The organism is Mesorhizobium sp. M7A.F.Ca.MR.362.00.0.0 (assembly GCF_004023175.1).
GTDB lineage: Bacteria > Pseudomonadota > Alphaproteobacteria > Rhizobiales > Rhizobiaceae > Mesorhizobium.
Map to the genome: position 1 here is coordinate 1 of NZ_RZTF01000811.1, position 680 is coordinate 680.

Here is a 680-nt window from a genome sequence, read left to right on the forward strand (position 1 = left end):
CTTCAGGTGACTTCAACTCTTGGGTGATATCCGCGAGCGGGAAGTCAACCATCATGGCCGCCTCAACTGACGTCCTAGGTACCGCGAGGCTGCTCGTAGATATCAACCTCGCTAGCATAACCGATGTCGTCGCGATCAATCCCGTACTTGCCGCTTTCGACAGCAAGGCTGATCGACATAGTCTGTTGGGCATTGCCCGTCTCTTGCTGCAGAGATGCCCTCCGGCGTGGATTGGAGCTGCAATTGTCGACGGGCGTCTGGCCCCAGAATTCATTCCCGACAGTGACCTAGAAGCCCTTTCCTGGGTTGGGCCGGACCTGGAACCGCTGCTCGTCGAAATACATCATCGGCTAACACGTGCGGCCTTTGACGAGCGCAGAAAGATGCTCGGCAATGCTGGCGAACTCGCAATCATGTCGGCCCTTCGTTATGAGAGATACTCACCGGTGCATGTGGCGCTCCTCTCTGATTGGTACGGCTACGACATTGAGAACCGTCGGGCCTCTGCTACCGAGCGCTTGGAGGTGAAGGCGTGCGTAAGAGCCACCGCAGACCGTGTATTCGTGTCGCGCAACGAATTCGACAAAGCAGCAAAGTTCGGGTCCGAATGGCGACTCATTCAGGTGATATTTTCGTCAAGTGTAATGGTGGAACGAACCATCATAGCCCCTCATGTAGAG

General features: G+C 55.7%; 1 protein-coding gene. It reads left to right on the forward strand.

Annotated elements, in window-relative coordinates; genetic code table 11:
* Positions 1-53: 53 nt before the first annotated feature.
* Positions 54-680, forward strand: a 627-nt coding sequence (locus tag EOC06_RS37875) for a DUF3883 domain-containing protein (RefSeq protein ID WP_206631368.1), incomplete at its 3' end; no start/stop codon positions are given.